Annotated in this window: 15 protein-coding genes; 7 read left to right on the top strand and 8 right to left on the bottom strand. The window is 68.9% G+C overall.

Annotated elements, in window-relative coordinates:
- The first annotated feature begins 220 nt into the window (after window positions 1-220).
- Both ABQJ56_RS11640 and ABQJ56_RS11635 read left to right on the top strand, forming a co-directional pair.
- Entirely contained in the window at window positions 221-997 is a 777-nt protein-coding gene (locus tag ABQJ56_RS11640) for an iron-containing redox enzyme family protein (protein ID WP_367845176.1), read from the top strand.
- 76 nt (window positions 998-1073) lie between these two features.
- Entirely contained in the window at window positions 1074-3815 is a 2742-nt protein-coding gene (locus ABQJ56_RS11635; RefSeq protein WP_367845175.1) for a putative bifunctional diguanylate cyclase/phosphodiesterase, read from the top strand.
- Between the two features lie 12 nt (window positions 3816-3827).
- On the opposite strand, the gene msrA is transcribed toward ABQJ56_RS11635, so the two are convergent.
- On the bottom strand, window positions 3828-4508 hold the full coding sequence (gene msrA, locus ABQJ56_RS11630; protein ID WP_367845174.1) for a peptide-methionine (S)-S-oxide reductase MsrA: 681 nt from the start codon (window positions 4506-4508) through the stop codon (window positions 3828-3830).
- Between the two features lie 109 nt (window positions 4509-4617).
- Here msrA and ABQJ56_RS11625 point away from each other — a divergent pair, with 109 nt between their 5' ends.
- A complete protein-coding gene (locus ABQJ56_RS11625; protein ID WP_367845173.1) occupies window positions 4618-5436 on the top strand; it encodes an arylamine N-acetyltransferase family protein in 819 nt (272 codons plus the stop codon).
- Here the strand turns inward: ABQJ56_RS11625 and ABQJ56_RS11620 are convergent.
- From ABQJ56_RS11620 to ABQJ56_RS11605, 4 genes are all read right to left on the bottom strand, one after another.
- A complete protein-coding gene (locus ABQJ56_RS11620; protein ID WP_367845172.1) occupies window positions 5433-5654 on the bottom strand; it encodes an RNA-binding S4 domain-containing protein in 222 nt (73 codons plus the stop codon). The genes ABQJ56_RS11625 and ABQJ56_RS11620 overlap by 4 nt on opposite strands.
- On the bottom strand, window positions 5651-6139 hold the full coding sequence (locus ABQJ56_RS11615; RefSeq protein ID WP_367845171.1) for a barstar family protein: 489 nt from the start codon (window positions 6137-6139) through the stop codon (window positions 5651-5653). The genes ABQJ56_RS11620 and ABQJ56_RS11615 overlap by 4 nt, the downstream gene beginning before the upstream one ends.
- The gene (locus ABQJ56_RS11610) at window positions 6136-6546 is read right to left on the bottom strand and encodes a guanyl-specific ribonuclease (protein ID WP_367845170.1); all 411 of its coding nucleotides are present in this window, start codon (window positions 6544-6546) and stop codon (window positions 6136-6138) included. Before ABQJ56_RS11610 ends, ABQJ56_RS11615 begins: the two co-directional genes overlap by 4 nt.
- A gap of 157 nt (window positions 6547-6703) precedes the next feature.
- Complete coding sequence (locus tag ABQJ56_RS11605) at window positions 6704-7474, bottom strand: phosphatase PAP2 family protein (protein ID WP_367845169.1); 771 nt, start codon at window positions 7472-7474, stop codon at window positions 6704-6706.
- Window positions 7475-7596: 122 nt separating this feature from the next.
- Here ABQJ56_RS11605 and ABQJ56_RS11600 point away from each other — a divergent pair, with 122 nt between their 5' ends.
- The 3 genes from ABQJ56_RS11600 (at window position 7597) to ABQJ56_RS11590 (ending at window position 11952) form a co-directional block, all read left to right on the top strand.
- Window positions 7597-9252 carry a serine hydrolase gene (locus ABQJ56_RS11600; protein WP_367845168.1) on the top strand — a complete coding sequence of 552 codons (1656 nt, stop codon included), beginning with the start codon at window positions 7597-7599 and terminating at the stop codon, window positions 9250-9252.
- A gap of 142 nt (window positions 9253-9394) precedes the next feature.
- Entirely contained in the window at window positions 9395-11047 is a 1653-nt protein-coding gene (locus tag ABQJ56_RS11595; RefSeq protein WP_367845167.1) for an alpha/beta hydrolase, read from the top strand.
- A gap of 395 nt (window positions 11048-11442) precedes the next feature.
- Window positions 11443-11952 carry a DUF3761 domain-containing protein gene (locus tag ABQJ56_RS11590; RefSeq protein ID WP_367845166.1) on the top strand — a complete coding sequence of 170 codons (510 nt, stop codon included), beginning with the start codon at window positions 11443-11445 and terminating at the stop codon, window positions 11950-11952.
- A gap of 61 nt (window positions 11953-12013) precedes the next feature.
- On the opposite strand, the gene ABQJ56_RS11585 is transcribed toward ABQJ56_RS11590, so the two are convergent.
- Both ABQJ56_RS11585 and ABQJ56_RS11580 read right to left on the bottom strand, forming a co-directional pair.
- Complete coding sequence (locus ABQJ56_RS11585; RefSeq protein WP_367845165.1) at window positions 12014-12457, bottom strand: VOC family protein; 444 nt, start codon at window positions 12455-12457, stop codon at window positions 12014-12016.
- 64 nt (window positions 12458-12521) lie between these two features.
- Window positions 12522-14972: a DUF3772 domain-containing protein gene (locus tag ABQJ56_RS11580; protein ID WP_367845164.1), complete on the bottom strand. Its 2451-nt coding sequence runs from the start codon at window positions 14970-14972 to the stop codon at window positions 12522-12524.
- Between the two features lie 200 nt (window positions 14973-15172).
- Here ABQJ56_RS11580 and ABQJ56_RS11575 point away from each other — a divergent pair, with 200 nt between their 5' ends.
- A complete protein-coding gene (locus ABQJ56_RS11575; RefSeq protein WP_367845200.1) occupies window positions 15173-17014 on the top strand; it encodes an ABC transporter ATP-binding protein in 1842 nt (613 codons plus the stop codon).
- A gap of 185 nt (window positions 17015-17199) precedes the next feature.
- On the opposite strand, the gene ald is transcribed toward ABQJ56_RS11575, so the two are convergent.
- Complete coding sequence (gene ald, locus ABQJ56_RS11570) at window positions 17200-18318, bottom strand: alanine dehydrogenase (RefSeq protein ID WP_367845163.1); 1119 nt, start codon at window positions 18316-18318, stop codon at window positions 17200-17202.
- Between the last annotated feature and the right edge of the window lie 158 nt (window positions 18319-18476).

Below are 18476 nucleotides of genomic sequence, written 5' to 3'. Positions count from 1 at the left end.
GCCAGCTAAACCGCCTGGCGCCGTGGCCGCGCCGGCCCGGCATTCGCCACCCGGCACGCACGCTTCGCCGCGTCGCGTGACAATCGGAGTTCAGCATACGGGGATTTCCAGCGCGCACATGGCGATGGAACACGGCCGGTCTGTGGGCGCCCGGCCCACCAGAGTCGACCGTCGAGCGGCAACTCATGGCCGGGCATCACAACCGACGAGGGAGAATCGCATGCATACCCGTTTTGAACGTACCGGCGCGCTGACCGAACTGGGCAGCTACCCGCAATGGGCGCAGGACATGGTGGCCGATTGCGAGCAGGCGAAGCAGGGCGTGCTCGACCATGAGCTGTGGGCGCAGATGAGCGAAGCACGCCTCGACCGGGCATCCACGCGCAACTTCATGGTGGGCGTGTGGCCGGTGATCGAGCGGTTCCCGGCCTACATGGCCTTCAACCTGCTGAAGACCCGCTATGGCCGCAGCCCGGGCGACAACCTCGCCCGGCGCTGGCTGGTGCGCAACATCCGCGTCGAGCAGAACCACGCCGAGTACTGGCTGAACTGGGCCGAGGGCGCCGGGGTGTCGCAGGACGAGGTGGCGATGGGGAGGCCGCCGGCGGGCAGCCAGGCTCTTGCCGCGTGGTGCGAGGAGGCGAGCCGCAACGGCAGCCTCGCGGCCGGCATCGCGGCGACCAACTACGCGGTGGAGGGGGCGACCGGCGAGTGGTCGCAGCGGATCCACCGGAGTGCGGCCTACGCCGCAAGCCTGCCGGCGGAAACTCGCGGCAAGAGCCTGCGTTGGCTTCAACTTCACGCCGCCTATGACGATACTCATCCTTGGGAGGCGCTGGAGATCGTCTGCACCCTGGTGGGCAAGACGCCGGGGGCGGACCAGGTCCAGCATCTGGGGGAATGCGTGCGTCGCAGCTACACCAGCATGCGCATCACCCTGGACCATTGCATCGAGAGACCGGGCCAGTCGGGCACGCGAGCGGAAGTCGCGGCTTGATTCTCAAGGCAAATCGACCGGGTGCGCCAGGCCATTCTGGCGTATTTTTTGCTTTAGAATCGGCATGATGCAGAGCATGATTTCCAGTCGGCGAATATCTCTGTCGCAGCATCTGCTCCCGCTGGCGATCGCGCTGGCGTTCGTGATCGGCTTGACCCTCGCCCTGACCTGGGGCGCCCTGCAGATCCAGGTCACTCTCGCCGGTTTCCTCAACGGCGAGAGTGTCTGGTCCAAGGCCCAGAAGCAGGCCGTGATCGACCTCGAGATGTACGCCCAGAACGGGCACGCCGACGTACTGGCCGACTACCGGAAGAACATGGCGGTGCTCGCCGCGGACCGCTGGGCCCGTGATTCCATCGCCAGCGGCCATTTCGACCACGCCGCGGTGAAGCAGGCGTTCCGCAGCGCGCGCGTGATGCCGGAAGCGATCGACGGCATGATTTTCATGCTGCACTACTTCCCGTCGGCCCCCTACATGAACAAGGCCATCGAGGCATGGTATTCGACCGATGCCACCATCGACGGGCTGGACAGGATTGCCGGCGGATTGCAGCGCGCCTATGCCGACGGCAGTGTCACGCCCGCCATGGTGGCGGCCGCACGTGAGCGGATAGCGGAATCCAACCGGTACATCGAGCCGCGCAGCGATGTGTTCTCGGAACAGATCGCGGACGGCGCTGCCTGGATCGGCACGGTGCTGTTCCTGACCGTGCTTGCCGCGACCGTGGTTGCCTCGTTGCTGTGGTTGCGCATGGCCCGCCGCATCCTGCGGAGCATACGCAGCAGCGAGGAGCGTTATCGCCTCCTGTTCGACAGCGCGAACGACGCGATCGTGATGATCGACGAAAGCCGCGGCCGCATCCTCGAGGCCAACCACACGGCGAAGGCATGGATCGGCTGTGCCAAGGGCGCGCTGGTGGGGCGTCCATTCGACGGGATCTTCGCCAGCGGCCTCCAGACGCATGTCGGGCGGGGCACCATCGGCGTGTTGCTGGCCGACGACGGCAACCAGCGCCCGGTGGAAATCGAGAGCAACCTCGTCACCTGGAGCGGCCGCCAGGTGCGGCAGGCGATCATCCGCGACATTTCCGAGCGCGTGGCGATGGAGCGCGAGCGCCGGGTGGCCGCCGAGGCGCTGGCCGGCATCGCCGAGGGCGTGATCATCGCCGATGCCGAGCGCCGGGTGGTTTCGGTCAATGCCGCCCATGCCGAGATCACCGGCTTCAGCGCGCACGCGCAACTGGGGCAGCGTTTCGACGAGATGCGCCGCATGCCCGATGGCGAACCGTTGCCGGAATCCATCTGGATCGGGCTCGCGGGCGGCCGCCACTGGAACGGCGAGGTGCAGAGCCGGCGCCAGGACGGCAGCACCTACCCCGAGCAGCTGAGCATCAGCGCGATCCGCGACGCGCAGCATCACGTGCTGCATTACGTGGCGGTGTTCAGCAATGTCCATGCCGCCAAGGCGCAGCGGCAGCGCCTGGAGTACATGGCCACGCATGATCCGCTGACCGGGTTGGCCAACCGGGTCGCGTTCGAGCGGCAGTGCACGGCCGCGATCGCCGCCGCGTCGCGCGCGCGCACCGCGGTGGCGGTGCTGTTCATCGACCTGGACGCGTTCAAGATCGTCAACGACAGCTACAGCCATGCGCTGGGCGACCGTGTCCTGCAGAAGGTCGCCGAGCGGATCGGGCGGCAGCTCTCCGCAAACGACGTGGCCGGCCGCATCGGTGGCGACGAGTTCACCGTGCTGCTGGACCGGCTCGAACTGCGCGAGGACGCCGGCATCGTGGCCGAGCACCTGCTCGCCAGCCTGTCCGAGCCCATCATTGTGGACGAATACGAGATCGTGCTGAGCGCCAGCATCGGCATCGCCGGTTATCCGCTGGATGGCGGCGACGCGACCACGCTGATCGCCAACGCCGATGCCGCGATGTATGCGGCGAAGAGCAGCGAGCGCAACACGCTGCGCTTCTACACGCCGATCATGCAGGCCGATGCGCGCCAGCGCCTGCAACTGGTGTCCGAGCTGCGGCGCGCGCTGATCAACGGCGAGTTCAGCCTGCGCTACCAGCCCAGCATGGACCTGCGCAGCGGGCGCATCGTGGCGGTGGAGGCACTGCTGCGCTGGGAGCACCCGGAGCGCGGCGAACTGCCGCCGGGCGAATTCGTCGCGGTGGCCGAGAGCCTCGGCCTGATCCGTCGCATCGACGAATGGGTACTGCAGACCGCCTGTGCACAGATTCGCACCTGGGACCGCATCGGCATGCCGTCGCTCCGCGTGGCCGTGAACGTGTCCGCACGCTGGCTGGCCCATCCCGCCTTCGTCGAAGGGCTGGGCCGGGCGCTGCGCGAACACCAGGTGACCCCGCAGCGACTGGTGCTGGAGATCACTGAGGGCGCCATGCTCGGGCTGGGCGACGACACCGAGCGCACCATGCGCGCGCTGCATGAACTGGGCATCGAGGTGGCGATCGACGACTTCGGCACCGGCTACTCCTCGATGGCCTACCTCAAGCTGCCGGCAGTGAGCTGGTTGAAGATCGACCGTTCGTTCGTCACCGGCCTGCCGCATGGCACCAACGACGTGGCGATCGTCGAGGCGATGCTGGCGATGGCGCGCAGCCTGGGCCTGGGCACCATTGCCGAGGGCATCGAACACGAAGCCCAGCACCAGTTCCTGCTGAAGGCGGGTTGCGATGAGGGGCAGGGCTACCTGTATTCGTATCCGTTGCAGCCAGCGGCGCTCGAGCGCCTGTTCAATCCGCGCCCGGTGCCAACGCGCCTGAGCCTGGTGCAGCCCAGGCAGCAGCCCTGAGATCCTCTGCGGCTACCTGGAATACAAGGCTGGGAACCAGCGGCTGAGGCCGGCGACCTTGGGCGCATCGTTGATCGCGATGTAGAGATCGTCCGGGTGGCGGCTGGCGTAGTCCTGATGCCAGCTCTCGGCGGGATAGAAGGCCCGCAACGGCACCAGCTGGGTGACGATGGGCGCAGCATAGATCCGGGCCTTGCCGAGCTGGGCGAGATAGGCGCCGGCGATGCGCTGCTGTTCGGGACTGGTGTAGAAGATCACCGAGCGGTATTGCGTGCCGCTGTCCGGCCCTTGCCGGTCGAGTTCGGTGGGATCGGTCGCGACCGAGAAGAACACCTGCAGCAGCTGGCCGTAGCTGACCTGGGCCGGATCGAACAGCACCTTCACCGATTCGGCATGGCCGGTGTCGCCTTCGCTGACCTGGTCGTAATGCGCGGTGGCGGCGTTGCCGCCGCTGTAGCCGGCCCAGGTCTTGCGCACGCCCCTGACGTGTTCGAACACCGCCTGCACGCCCCAGAAGCAGCCGCCGGCGAACACCGTGACCTGTTCGCCGTGTGCGGCGGCACGGGGGGCGTCCAGCAGCGGTGCCGGCAGCTTCGTGGCGGCTTCGGCCGCGGGCGGCAGCGCACAGGCGCCGAGCAGGCTCAGGGCGAGCGCGGCACCCAGGGTGCGGAAGGAATGGCGGCAGGCGGACATGGCTGGTCTCGCGTTGGGGGTTCGATCGCTATTCGCCGGCGGTCCCCGCACGGTTACCTGCGCGCCGCGGCCGATGCTACCGTGGCCCTCCGCACCGGGAGTCCCATGCATGTCCGACGCGATCGAGCTGGACGCCTACCTGCAACGCATCGGCTACCACGATGCGCTGTCGCCCGACCTGTCGACGCTGCGCGCGCTGGCGGTGGCGCATGCGGCAGCGATCCCGTTCGAGAACCTCGATCCGCTGTGCGGTGTGCCGGTGCAACTGCAGCCCGCTGCGCTGGAACGCAAACTGCTGCACGAGGGCCGCGGTGGCTACTGCTTCGAGCAGAACCTGCTGTTCGCCGCCGCGTTGCGCGCGATCGGCTTCAGCGTGCGGGGACTGATCGCGCGCGTGCTGTGGAACCAGCCGGAGGACGCGGTCACCGCGCAGACCCACATGCTGCTCCGGGTGGAAGCGGATGGTGAAAGCTGGCTGACCGATGTGGGCTTCGGCAGCATGAACCTGGCCGGCGCCTTGCGCCTCGAGCCCGGCGTGGCGCAGGCCACCGCGCTGGAGCCGTTCCGGCTGCTCGAGCAGGGCGGCGAATGGCGCATGCAGGCCTGCGTGCGCGGCGACTGGCTCACGCTGTACCGCTTCGACCTGCGGCCGCGCGAATTCATCGACTACGTGGTGGCGAACCACTATGTCTCCACGTATCCGTCGTCGAACTTCGTGCTGCACCTGATCGCGGCGCGCACCACCCGCGATCGCCGGCTGACCCTGCGCGATCGCGAGTTCACCGTGCGCCGGCCCGGCATGGAGCCCGAGCGGCGCACGCTGCGCGACGGCGCGGAAACATGCCGGGTGCTGGAGCAGGAGTTCGGCTTGCGGTTGCCGGATCGCGACGTGCTGATGCGAAGGCTGGACGCGCTGCCGGCGGCCTAGCCGCCCACACCCACCACGCGTATCTCCACGTCACCCACCCGTACCACCTGGTTCGCGTGGACCTTGCAGGTCTTGCGCAGTTCGGTCGCGCCGTCCACCGTCACCGCGCCGCTGGCGACCATGTGCTTGCCCGCGCCGCCGCTGTCGCACAGGCCGACCAGCTTCAGCAGGTTGTCGAGCTTGACGTGGTCGCGATCGAGGTCGAAGCGCAGGATCATGTGTTCTCTCCTGGCGAAGCATTTGAAGAGTGCGGCCACGCATGGCCGCCTGTTTGACTTTCGCGTTCATGGACGAACGCACAGGCAAGGAACGCGAAGAACGGACGATCCGCGTCCTGCGCGAAGGTGGCGGCATCGTCGAGGATGCCCAGCAGCACGTCGAAATCCCCGTCGGCCTCGCGGTGCAGCTCGTCGGCGTGCCCGAACAGCAGCACGTGGCCCCAGGCCGGCCGCCAGGCGGGGTCGCGCAGGCAGTCGGCCAGTGCATCCCAGTTGTGGCCGAAGTCGGCGGGCAACGCCAGCGACACGGCGAGGCGCTGCAGCAGTTCGGCCTTGCCGCGGTAGCCGGCCAGGTCGGTGCTGCACACCGCCAGTTCCTCGCGTGCTGCGTTGGCGGCCAGCCGCGCCAGATCGGTGTCGCCCACGAGATACACGCCGTTCTGGCTGGGACGGGTGAGGTCGGGGTCGAGCGGTTGCACGTTCATGGCAACGTGAATCGGCGGAAGCTGCGGTAATGGTCGTCGGTGTAGTAGTACACCTCGGGCGGTGTGCCGCCGGTGATGATGCGCCGCGTGCCGCGATTGCGCGCGCCGGGCGTCTCCACCGTGTACTCGTGGTAGTAGCCGCGCGGCTGCTTCGGCAGCAGGCCTTCGTAGTTGCCGAACACCACGCCGTCCTGGCTGTGAGGAAACGGTCCGCCATGCGCGATCAGCGCCAGCGTGTCGCGCGCCTCGGGCGGCAGGAAGGCCGTGGCCGTGGCGCCGTTGCCGCTGTCCGCCGCGGCAGTGGGCACGGCCGGCGACGTGGCCGTGGACGGGGTGTGCGCCTGGCGGTTCCACAGCAGCGCGGCCACGACGATCGCGAGCACGAGCAGTGGTTTCCAGTTGCGCATGCGGGTGATCGGCAGCGAGTGAGGGGGGCGAGTCTAGCATCGGGCCGGTGCGCCGCGGCTTCCCGTATCGTGCCCGGGTGTCCTGTTTCGCCGCTTCCGCCGCGGTCGCCGCGTTGGCGTTCGGCCGGTATGCGCGGCGCTGCCGGGAACAGGACAACTACCGGGTCCGGCGCAGCTGTTCGGCCAGCACGATGCCGGTCACCAGCCAGCACGCGCCCAGCGCATAGCCGGCCAGCACGTCGCTGAGGTAGTGCGCCTGCAGCAGCACGCGACTGAAGCCGATGATCGTCACCAGCGTCACCGCGGCGGCGACCGCGTCGCGATGGCGCCGCGGCGGCAGCTGGCGCAGCGACAGATAGGCGAGCAGGCCGAAGAACGCCATCGCGCCGGCGGCGTGCCCGCTGGGGAAGCTGTAGCCGGTGCCCGCGACCAAGCCATGGCCGTCGAACGGTCGCGGCCGCTGCACAAAGTACTTGATGGCCTGGTCGCTGCCCGCGGTGCCGAGCAGCGCGATGCACCACGGCACGAACAGCCGCCAGCGGCGGCGCAGCGCCAGCACCAGGGCGACCACGCTGGCGGCCAGCACGATCAGCCAGGGATCGCCCAGCGGGGTGACGAGGGCGGCGAGCTGCCGGACTCCCGGCGGAAGCTGGTCGTGCAGATCCTGCGCCAGCGCGGCGTCGAAGCGCACCAGGTCGGCTCGCGTCCACACCGCCCAGCACAGCGCGCCGAACAGCGCCGCGAGCAGCGCCAGCAGGATGACGGCGGTGCCCGGACGCAGCGCGAGGTAGCCATCCTTGCCGGTCGCCGCCAACCGGCGGCGACGCGCGCGACGCCAGCAGAAATCGCCGACGAGCAGGGGCGGGATCAGCGCGGCGGCCCACAGCATCAGGGCGTGCTGGCTGATCCAGAGCGGGAGAGCGTCCATGGGTGTTCCGGCAACGTGCGAGGCGCCGCCGAAGATTGCCGGATGACGGTCATGACTTCCAGCGCTGGCCCTGTTGCGGTTTTGCCGCGATAGTTGCGCGGTTCATGCCCGTGGAGCCCGTGATGTCCCAGCGACCCCTTTCCCTGCGCCTGGCCGTGTGCGGCGCGCTGTTCGCCTTCGCCGCGGCGGCTTCCGCCCAGACGGCGCCGCTGCCGCCTGCGGCGCCGCCCGGCGCATCGGCAAACGCCGCGACAGTTCTGCCGGCCCAGCTGCAGGATTTCGATGCCTACATGGCCGACACCCTGAAGACCTTCAAGGTGCCGGGCATCGCGGTGGCCATCGTCAAGGACGGCAAGGTGGTGCTGGCCAGGGGCTACGGCGTGCGCGAGCTGGGCAGGCCGGACAAGGTGGACGCGGACACGCTGTTCGCGATCGCCTCCAACACCAAGGCGTTCACCGCGGCGGCGCTGCAGATGCTGGCCGACCAGGGCAAGCTGGACATGGACGGCCGGGTGATCGACTACCTGCCGTGGTTCCGCATGTCCGATCCCTACGTGACGCACGAGATGCGCATCCGCGACCTGCTGGCGCACCGCAGTGGCCTCAGCCTCGGCGCCGGCGACCTGCTGTACTGGCCGCCGACCAGCTACACCACCGAGGACGTGGTGAAACGCCTCGCCGACGTGCCGATCAGGAACAGCTTCCGCGGCCACTACGCCTACGACAACATCCTGTTCGCCGTGGCCACGCTGGTGATCGAGAAGGTCTCCGGCCAGCGCTACGCGGATTTCATCCGCCAGCACATCTTCCAGCCGGTGGGCATGGACGAGTCGCTGATCGACATGACCTACCTCAGGCCCGGCATGGACGTGGCCACCGGCCACGCGCCCTACAACTTCAAGGACGTGAAGCCGGTGCCGCCGATGGCCTGGCTCAACGACCCCGGCGCGGGCGGGATCTACGCCAGCGTCAACGACCTCGCCAAGTGGATGAACGTGCAGCTGGCCGGCGGCCAGCTGCCGGACGGCAAGCCGCTGTTCTCGGAAAAGAGCCACCGCGAGATGTGGTCGATGCTGACGCCGATCCCGATCGGCAAGCCGCCGATTCCCGAGCTGGCGCAGCTGACCCCGCAGTTCTCCGGCTACGGCGAGGGCTGGTTCCTCAGCGACTACACGGGCCAGAAGCTGGTCTGGCACACCGGCGGCTGGCCGGGCTTCGTCTCGCGGCTCACCCTGGTGCCCGGCCAGCACCTGGGCGTGGTGGTGCTGACCAACCAGCAGTCCGGCGCCGCGTTCAACGCGATCACCTACCGCGTGCTCGATGCCTACCTCAATCCCGCGCACAAGACCGACTGGGTGGCCGTGTACGACAAGGCGGTGAAGAAGGGCGAGGCGCATGCGGACGACAGCTGGGCGAAACACGAGGCCGCGCGCGACAAGCACAGCAAGCCCTCGCTGCCGCCCGCCGGCTATGCCTGCACCTACCGCGATCCGTGGTACGGCGACATCGTGGTCAGCGACGAGGGCGGCAAGCTGCGCCTGCGCTTCAGCAAGACGAAGCAACTGGTCGGCACGATGACGCCGTGGCAGCATGACACCTTCATCGTGCGCTGGGACGACCGCTCGCTCAATGCCGACGCCTTCGTCAACTTCGCGCTGGACGACGACGGCCACGTGCGCGCGATGCGCATGCAGCCGGTCTCGCCGCTTACCGACTTCAGCTTCGATTTCCAGGACCTGCGGCCGATGCCGGTGAAGACCGTCACGGAGATGGACTAATAGCTTGAACCTCTCTCCCGCTTGCGGGAGAGAGGTTGGGGAGAGGGGCTTTGGCTTTTTCGCAAGAGTGCTTGCCCTCTCCCTCGTCCCTCCCGGCAAGCGGGGGAGGGGAGACAAACAGCCAGAACCAAAGGGGATCACCATGCGTTCAAGCCATCCTGTTGTCGCCGCGCTGCTCGGCTGCGGTTTGTTGTTCTCCGCCACGACGTTCGCGCGCGATACCGCGCCGGCCGCACCCGCGCACCGCTTCTTCCACGTGCAACTGGGAAGCGCCGGGACGCAGCCGGTGTCCGGTCGCCTGCTGCTGTTCGCGATCGACGCGAAGGATGCCGAGGCCGCGGCGAAGCAGCATGGCGGCAATGGCAGCGTGGAGGAGGTGGACACCAGTCCGTTCTTCCCCACCCAGACCGCGGTGGCCGCACGCGAGGTGAGCCACCTCGCGCCGGGCCAGACCATCGACATCGACGCCGACCGCACCGCGTTCCCGCAGGGCTGGTCGCAGCTGCCGCCGGGCGACTACTACGTGCAGGCCGTGCTCGACGTGCACCACGACTACAACTACAGCGGCCGCGACGCGGGTGACCTGGCCAGCTCCGTGGTGAAGGTGCACCTGCCCACCGCGGGCATCCCGGCCCTGGACCTGGACACCGTCCTGCCCGCACGCGATCCGTGGCAGCTCGGCCACCGGGCCACGCCGGCGATGCAGGAGGCACTGCCCGCGGCGCGCGCGCATGCGCACGACATCGACTTCACCAGCCCGGCGCTCACCGCGTTCTGGGGCCGCCCCATCCACATGCGCGGCCGCGTGCTGCTGCCGCCGGGCTATGACGCGAAGGCGAAAGCCACCTATCCCACCGTGTATTACACGCAGGGCTTCGGCGGCAGCAACGACCGCGTGATCGGCGCCCTGGTCGGCGTCTACGCGGCGATGGCCAGGGGCGAGATGCCGCCGATGATCTGGGTGTTCCTCGACGAATCCAGCCCCACCGGCACCACCGAGTTCGCCGACTCGGTGAACAACGGGCCGTGGGGCGTGGCGCTCACCACCGAGCTGATCCCGCAGCTGGAAAAGACCTGGCGCATGGACGCGAAGCCCAGCGGCCGCTTCCTGCAGGGCCATTCGTCGGGCGGCTGGGCCACGCTGTGGCTGCAGACGCGCTACCCGAAGGTCTTCGGCGGCACCTGGTCCACCTCGCCCGACCCCAGCGACTTCCACGACTTCACCGGCGTGGACCTGTACGCGCCGCACGCCAACGTCTACCGCAAGCCGGACGGCACGCCGTACCCGCTGGTGCGCGACCACGGCAAGGTGCTGGCCACCTTCCAGCAGTTCGCCCAGCTGGAACGCGTGCTCGGCCCTTACGGCGGCCAGATGGCCTCGTTCGAGTGGGTGTTCTCGCCCAAGGGCAAGGACGGTCGCCCCGAGCCGATGTTCGACCGCGACACCGGCGACGTCGATCCCGCCGTGGTGGCGTACTGGCGCGACCACTACGACATCGCGTACCGCCTGCAGCAGCACTGGCCCGCGCTGAAGCCCGAGCTGGACGGCAAGATCCACCTCTACGTGGGCACCGCCGACACGTTCTATCTCGACGGCGCCGCGCACAGGCTGAAGGCGGTGCTGGACGGCCTGCACGCGAAGTCCGACATCCGCTTCCTCCCGGATCGCACCCACTTCGACCTGTACACGATCGGCAGCGATCGCCAGGGCCTGCTGAAAGACATCAGCTGGCAGATGTATGCCGTGGCACGGCCGCATTCGACGCTGAAGCCGGCCACCGCCGCGGCGCCCTGACCGCGCACGAAGCGCGCAAGATCGGAACCGCGCCGCGGCATCGGCCTGCGAGGACTCGGGGCCGCCTCGCCGGAGAGCGGCCATCCCGAGGAAACGTCGGCGGCTGCATGCGTCCCGGCATCCATCTTCCCGTGGCCGAGGCGGGGGCGGTCGCTGCAGAGGAACGGGCTCCCGCATGGACGACGGGTGCATCATCGCGTTGCGCTCACGTGGTTTTGCGGCATAGTCGCGTGGCAAGCGCAGGGGGTGTCGGCGCTTGGGCTGCCATGGCGCATGGGTCCGGTTCCGCCCGAGGCGAGTGCGGACGGCGTGCATGGTGCGGCGGCACGGGGCTTCGCAGCGAGTGGGCGCCGGTCGTCGCGACAACCAACATCGTGTAGGGAGGGAGTCTGAAGATGAAAGCGTCCATCGTGTTCGCCCTGGCGTTCGGCTGCCTGCTGGCCATTCCGGCCGCGCAGGCGCAGCAGTCCGCCGCGCCCGCGGGTTCCACCGGCCAGTGCAAGGATGGCAGCTACACCAGCAACGCCACCAAGCGCGGCTCATGCAAGGGCCACAAGGGCGTGAAGGAGTGGTATGCCGCCGACAGCGCGCCGGCCAAGGCATCGAAGAAGCCGTCGAAGACGGAGGCTGCTGCGGAGGCGGCCACGCCTGCGGCTGCGGCCGCCCCGGCTGCCGCGGCGGCTCCGGCGGCCACGCCCAAGAAGTCGATGGCCTGGACCAAGCCGGCCGCCACCGCGGCGCCGGGGGGTGGTCCGGGCATGGTCTGGGTCAACGACAGCAGCAAGGTCTACCACTGCCCCGGCGACAAGTGGTACGGCAAGACCAAGCATGGCGAGTACATGAGCGAGGCCGATGCCAAGGCCAAGGGCAACCATGCCGAGCACGGCAAGGCCTGCGGTTCTTGATCCACTTCAGCAGCAAACGACGGAGGCCGGCGCAAGCCGGCCTTCGCGTTCGTGGCATGGGTCACGCCGACTGCCAAGGGTCGTAGCTGCCGAACGACCACAGATGGCCTTCCGGGTCGCGGCAGCTGTAGCCGGCACCGCCGTAATCCTTCTCTTCGTAGTCGTCCACGATCTCGGCGCCGATGGCCCGGGCGTGGTCGCAGTGGGCCTTGCAGTCGGCGACCACCACGCAGGTGCACTGGGTCTCGCGGCCGCCGGTCTCGTCGGGCTGGGCGATGCGCCGGCCGAACGCGTCATCGCGCACGCTGCCCAGCATCAGCATCAGCACCAGCATCAGCATGCCGCGGCCGTGCACGAGCTGGGCGTGCGCCACGCCGCCGGCATCATCGTCGTATGCCGCATGTTTCTCGAAGCCGAAGGCGCGGCACAGCCGGTCGATCATGGCGTGGGCGTCGCGGTGGCACAGGCAGCGGATCAGGGCGCTGCCGTGCAGGGGGACCGGCATGGCGCACTCCGTGAGTAGCGGGCAGGCACAGCCCTCGCCTGCGGGATTTTCTGCGCCGCCGTCACTAAGCCTGGGACGGCGCCGCAGGGCTGTCCTCGCCCAGCGGCCCCAGCGTGCGCACCACCATGCTCTGCGGCGTGGACAGCGGCAGCTGCGCCTCGCGCAGGCGGGCCAGGATGTCGAACAGGACGTCGCTCTTCACCGCCGTCACGTCGCGCGGGCTGTGCACATAGGCGGTGATGCTGAAGGTCATCGAGCTGGCGTTGATGTTGTCCAGCCGCACCACCGGTGCGGGCGTGGCCAGCGTGGCCGGATGGGCCTTCAGCGCATCCTGCATGATCTGGCGCGCGCGCGCCGCATCGGTGTCCAGCGGCATCGGCAGCAGGATGCGCACGCGGCCCTGCGCGCTGGCGTGGGTCACGTTGCGCACGTTCTGGGTGATCAGCTGCGAATTCGGCACGATCACGGTGGAACGGTCCCACAGCTGGATCTCGGTCGCGCGCACGTTGATGCGGCGGATGTCGCCCTCGACCTCGCTGGACAGGCTGACCCAGTCGCCCACCTTCACCGGCCGCTCCACCAGCAGGATCAGGCCGGAGATGAAGTTCTGCACCACCGCCTGCAGGCCGAAGCCGATGCCCACCGACAGCGCGCTGGCGATCCACGCGATGCTCTGCAGGCTCACGTTGAGCGCGGCCAGCGCCAGCGCGAACACCAGCACGCCGCCCAGGTAGCCGAGCAGGGTGACGATGGAGTCGCGCATGCCCGGATCCATCGCGGTCTTGGGCAGCAGCTGTTCGCCCAGCCAGCGCTTGAGCATGCGCAGCGCCACCAGGCCCAGCACGAACACCGCGATCGCATAGACCACCGTGCTCGGCTTGATGATCAACTGGCCCAGCTTGAGCCCGCTGAACAGCTGCAGCGTGCGCTGCGCCAGTTCCGCCGGGCCGGCATCGAACGGTGCCAGCACCAGGGCCAGCGCGGCCAGCGCCAGCAGCACCCGGGTGATGCCGGTGAGCACGGTGGCGGCCTGCTCCAGCGTGCCGGGGGCGAGGTCGAAGCCCGCCTGCAGGTGTGCGCCGCCGCGCCCCTGCGGCGACAGCAGCGTCTCGAACAAGTCGTGCGCCAGTTGCCACAGCAGGTACAGGCTGGCGGCCACCAGGCCCGTCCACAGCATCTGCACGGCCACGAAGTAACCCAGCGCGACGTAGCCCAGGCACACCGCCAGCCAGCACACCACCACGCCCAGCATGGCGGTGAAGCTCAGCAGGCCCACCCACAGCGGCCGCCGCACCTTGCTGCCGTCTGCCGCGTCGGCTTCGCGCCGCGCCCGGTGCAGGCGCAACAGCATCGAGCCGACCAGGCCACTGATCAGCAGCGCCAGCAGCGCATGCAGCAACACCGTGGCCGGCAGGCTGGAACCGATGCTGCGGACGATGCGTTCGGTGAGGCCCGTCAGCAACGCCGCGCCGCCCAGCAGCCACGGATGGTGCCGCAGCCGTCGCGCCGCGATGTCCGAGAGCGGCAGCATCCGCCACGATGCACGCTTCGTCGACAGCAGCGCACTGCCCAGCCCGGCCATCAGGGCGGAGAAGATCACGACGCGCATGGCCGACGTGGCCAGGGCGTCGAGGTCGGCGTCCAGCGTGTCGTTCCAGTCGAGGCCCAGATGCACCAGCTTTGCGCCCAGGCCGATCACCAGCGCGGTGGACAAGGCCATGACCGTCGCCATCGCGCTGCGGCGCAGATGCCCGTCCGGCAGCCAGCGCGTGGCGACGAACTGCCACAGCCGCAGCAATGCCTGGCGGCCACCGGCGAGCAGCAGCACGGCCAAGGCCAGGCACGACAGCAGCGGCAGGCGGTTCGGCGACTGCCAGGCGTCGCTGCAGCCTGCGGACCACTCTCCGGCGAAGCGTTGCAGCCGCGTCATGTCGCCGGGGATCGCACGTACCTGGTCGGCCCAGAACGCATGGCCGAGCGGCGTGTCGGTGCGTTCCGCCAGCCGCGCCTGGAACTGGTCGCTGCGCAGGCCGCTGATCTGCGTCACCACCTGTGTGGCGTCGAGGCTCAGCGACTTCGCCTGCACGATCTGCGCGTTGAGATTGGCCTGCGACTTGTCCAGCTGGCGGCGCTGCGCGGCCACCTCCGGCGCCTCGGGCGGCGCGCCCTTGGCCGGCGGCGGTCCCAGCACGGTGAGCTGCGCCTGCAAGGCGGCCATCTGCGGCGCGAGGCTGTCGGCCAGCCGGCCCGCCTGGTCCTGCACCTGCATCGCGCTGGTGCGCAAGTCGGCCAGCGATGGAGTGTCGGCCTTGCCTGCCTGCGCGTTTTTGAGCGCGGCCTTCACCGTGTCGAGCTGGTCGCCTAGCTGCTGCAGGGTCTGCGCGGGCGTGGCGGCAGGAGTGGCGGTGTCCGCATCGGTGCGTGCCCAGGCGGGCGCGGCGCCGGATGTCAGCGCCAGGGCCAGGGTCAGCAGGATGGCCGGAAACGCCGGCAGGCGACGGAGCAGGGTAGGCATCCCGGCATGATCCGAGGCGCGGTGCGGGCGGTCAATCGGCGGCCATGGCCGGACATGGCTGTCGTTCAGTCGGTGTGCGCGGCGGGAGCTCCGGCCAGTGGCTGCACAGGCATGCGGGCAACGCGAAGAATGCCCCTCCCTTGCGAACCTGCCGCCGGGCACCCACGCTAGGCATCTGCCCGCTTCTTGAGCGCCCCATGATCTTCCGCTGGTTCGAATCCCTGATCGACGCCTTCAAGGAGCCGGTCGACGGCATGCCGCCGCAGCAGGTGTGGCGCTTCTACGCGTTCTACCTGCGCCAGGTGTGGCCGGTATTCGCGGCGGCCATCGTGGTCGGCTTCTGCGTGGCCGTGGTCGAGGTGTCGCTGTTCGGCTTCATCGGGCGCATCGTGGACATGGCCAAGGGCGTGCCCGCGGCGGATTTCTTCCACTTGCACGGGCGCGAGTTGCTGGGCATGGCGCTGGTGGCGCTGGTGGCGCGGCCGGTGTTCAACAGCCTGCACGACCTGCTGGTGAACCAGGCCATCGTGCCCAGCCTCACCAACCGCATCCGCTGGCAGAACCACCGCTACGTGATCCGCCAGAGCCTGGGCTTCTTCCAGAACGACTACGCCGGGCGCATCGCCAACCGCATCATGCAGACCGGCGGCTCGCTGCGCGAGTCGGCGGTGCAGATCGTCGACGCGATCTGGTACGTGGTGATCTACACCGGCAGCGCCATCGCGCTGTTCGCCCACGCCGACGTGTGGCTGGCCGTGCCGCTGTTCGTGTGGGTGTTCGCGTACATCGGCCTGCTGTGGATCTTCATCCCGCGCATCAAGCAGCGCTCGTGGAAGGCGTCGGAGGCGCGCTCGAAGCTGATGGGCCGCATCGTGGACGGCTACAGCAACGTGCTCACGCTGAAGCTGTTCGCGCACACGCGCCGCGAGGAGGCCTACGTGGCCGAGGCGATGGCCGAGCAGACGGACAAGCTGCGCCGGATGACCCGGCTCACCACGGCGATGGACGCCAGCATCACCACGCTCAACGGTTTCCTGATCGCCGGCACCACGGCGCTGGCGCTGTGGCTGTGGAAAGAAGGCCACGTCACGGTGGGCGCGATCGCGCTGTCGACCGGGCTGGTGATCCGCATCAACAACATGTCCGGCTGGATCATGTGGGTGGTCAACGGCATCTTCGAGAACGTGGGCACGGTGCAGGACGGCATCACCACCATCGCCCAGCCGCGCGCGGTGCAGGATCGCGAGGGCGCGATGCCGCTGGAGGTGACCAACGGCTCCGTGCACTTCCGCGACATCCATTTCCACTACGGCAAGAAGGGCGGGGTGATCGCGGGGCTGGACCTTGCCGTGCGCGCGGGCGAGAAGATCGGCGTGGTCGGGCCCAGCGGCGCGGGCAAGTCCACCCTGGTGAACGTGCTGCTGCGGCTGTACGACCTGGAAGGCGGCCGCATCACCATCGACGGCCAGGATATCGCCCAGGTCACGCAGGAGAGCTTGCGTTCGCAGATCGGCGTGGTGACGCAGGACACCTCGCTGCTGCACCGCTCGATCCGCGACAACATCCTCTACGGCCGTCCCGACGCCGGCGAGGCGCATATACAGGAAGCCGTGCGCAAGGCGCGCGCCGACGAGTTCATCCCGACCCTGGTCGACGGCGAGGGGCGCGTGGGCTACGAAGCCCTGGTCGGCGAACGCGGCGTGAAGCTCAGCGGCGGCCAGCGCCAGCGCATCGCGATCGCCCGCGTGCTGCTCAAGGACGCGCCGATCCTGGTGCTGGACGAGGCCACCAGCGCGCTGGATTCCGAGGCCGAGGCGGCGATCCAGGAAAGCCTCGACATCCTGATGCAGGGCAAGACGGTGATCGCCATCGCCCACCGCCTGTCCACCATCGCGCGCATGGATCGCCTGGTGGTACTGGACAAGGGGCGCGTCGTGGAAACCGGCACGCATGCCGAGCTGGTCGCCCGCGATGGCCTCTATGCGCGGCTGTGGAAGCGGCAGACCGGCGGCTTCGTGGCGGTGGAGGATGTGCCGGCCTGAAGCAAGAAGGCCGGATGCTTGCGCATCCGCCCCGGTGTCTGACCGCTTGCGAAAATGCTGCCTGGCAATTCCCTCTCCCGCTTGCGGGAGAGGGTGCCCGAAGGGCGGGAGAGGGAGCGGGCGGAGCGAAAGCTCACCTCTCCCCAACCCCTCTCCCGCATGCGGGAGAGGGGCTTTGAGCAGCCTTACATCCCGATCGCCGTTTCCGCCTTCACGTACGGCAGCCCATGCGCCTCGGCCACCGGCGCGCAGGTGACCTTGCCTTCGCACACGTTGAGGCCGTTGCGCAGGTGCACGTCCTGCGCCAGCGCCTTCTTCCAGCCATTGTTGGCGAGCGACAGCGCGAACGGCAGGGTGACGTTGTTCAGTGCGAAGGTGGAGGTGCGCGCCACCGCGCCCGGCATGTTGGCCACGCAGTAGTGCACCACGCCGTCCACCACGTAGGTCGGCTCGGCATGGGTGGTGGCGTGCGAGGTTTCCACGCAGCCGCCCTGGTCGATGGCGACGTCGACGATCACCGAGCCGGGCTTCATCGTCTTCAGCATGTCGCGGGTGACCAGCTTCGGCGCGGCGGCGCCCGGGATCAGCACGGTGCCGATCAAGAGGTCGGCGCGGCGCACCAGTTCCTCGATCGCGGCGCGGGTGGAGAACACGGTGGAGATCGCGGTGCCGAACTGCGCGGCGAGGCGCTTCAGCGCGTCGGCCGAGCGATCCACCACGGTGACCTTGGCGCCCATGCCCACGGCAATGGTCGCCGCGTGCGTGCCGGACACGCCGCCGCCCAGGATCACCACTTCCGCCGCCGGCACGCCGGGCACGCCGCCCAGCAGCACGCCGCGGCCGCCCTGGGCCTTCTCCAGCGAATGCGCACCCACCTGCGGGGCGAGGCGGCCGGCCACTTCGGACATCGGCGTCAGCAGCGGCAGCGTGCCGTTCGCGGCGGTCACCGTTTCATAGGCGACGCAGATCGCACCCGAGTCGATCAGATCCTTGGTCTGCTCCAGATCGGGTGCGAGGTGCAGGTAGGTGAACAGGATCTGGCCCTTGCGGAGCTTCTTGCGCTCGACGGCCAGCGGCTCCTTCACCTTCACGATCATGTCGGCTTCGGCAAAGATCGGGTCGGGGCCGTCCGCGATGGTCGCGCCCGCCGCGACGTAGTCGGCGTCGCCGATGCCCGCGCCGATGCCCGCGCCGGTTTCCACCACCACCTGGTGGCCGTGGTGCACCAGTTCCTGCACGGACGAGGGGATGAGGCCCACGCGGTATTCGTGGTTCTTGATTTCTTTCGGCACACCGATGCGCATGGCGATGACTCTCTGGGATCTGGGGTGGATGGCGGATCGGCGCGTTGCCTGCCGATGGGGCGGCAGTATGACGACAGTGTTGCGCAATTACTCGCCAATTTCGGTGCTTCCATGGCCTTCGTGTAGAATTTGTCACGTGGAAATACCATGAAGGATGA

The sequence above is a fragment of the Rhodanobacter geophilus genome (genome assembly GCF_040812275.1).
Lineage (GTDB): Bacteria > Pseudomonadota > Gammaproteobacteria > Xanthomonadales > Rhodanobacteraceae > Rhodanobacter_A > Rhodanobacter_A geophilus.
This window is presented reverse-complemented; position numbering and strand designations above follow the sequence as displayed.